General features: G+C 48.0%; 1 protein-coding gene. It reads left to right on the top strand.

Annotation, left to right across the window (positions count from 1 at the left end):
• On the top strand, positions 1 to 988 hold a 988-nt coding region (locus A3729_RS25540), incomplete at both ends, for an esterase-like activity of phytase family protein (RefSeq protein ID WP_197476097.1).

Genomic DNA, 988 nt, shown 5'->3' with positions numbered 1-988 from the left:
GATGCCGCCATTATTTCATTAAGCGAGAGCTTAAACGATATTCCTCGTGAGCCTGATGGCGTATCTTGGATTGACACTGAATATTTCGCCACTGCCGATGAAGGTGATTTAGACGGTGGCAGCCGTGGCTTCACAATCTTCAACAAGCAAGGTGAAGTGGTTTACTCTTCCGGCAACGACCTGGACCACATGGCAGTTCGCTTCGGCCACTACCCAGATGCTCGTTCTGGAAACAAAGGTAACGAGCCTGAGAATATCGAAGTTGCTAGCTTCGGTGGTACGCCTTACTTATTCGTCAACTCTGAACGTGCTAACCTAGTATTTGTTTACGATGTCAGTAACCCAGAGCAGCCTGTATACAAGCAAACCCTACCTGCGGGTGTGGGCCCTGAAGGTGGCTTGGCTATCCCTGATAGAAACCTACTGGTTGTCGCCAGTGAAAAAGATGATCGTGGTGATAAGTTCCGTGCGGCATTGAATATCTATCAGCGCTCTAGCGCAGATGCAAGCTACCCAACAATCGAGTCAACTAATCGAGTCGATGAGACACCCATACCTTGGAGCGCACTATCTGGTTTGGCAGCAAGCCCAACAGATGAAAACATGCTTTATTCCATCGAAGACAGCTTCTATGGTCAAAGTCGTATTTTCGGTATTGACGTCAGCACCACACCCGCTCAGCTGAACCAGGAAGTCACAATCAAAGATAGCAATAATATCTTTGCAGCCATTTCCAGAAGCGTTTTGGCAGATGATTCGGTTGATGCTGACGATGCAACACGCGTCAGTGTTTTCGATGAAGCAGACCTAGCGCTACTGATCAATGATGACAACAGCGTCAATATTGACCCTGAAGGTATAGCCGTTGCCAGCGATGGCGGTTTCTGGGTTGCTTCTGAAGGTTCAGGTACACAAGGGGATGCAGGACGACCAATCAATAGCTTGAACTTCATATTCAAAACCGATGCGAATGGCGTCATTGAAGAAG

It is taken from the genome of Oleiphilus sp. HI0043, from assembly GCF_001634935.1.
The sequence above is the reverse complement of the archived record's forward strand: the minus strand, read 5'-3'. Positions and strand labels throughout refer to the sequence as shown.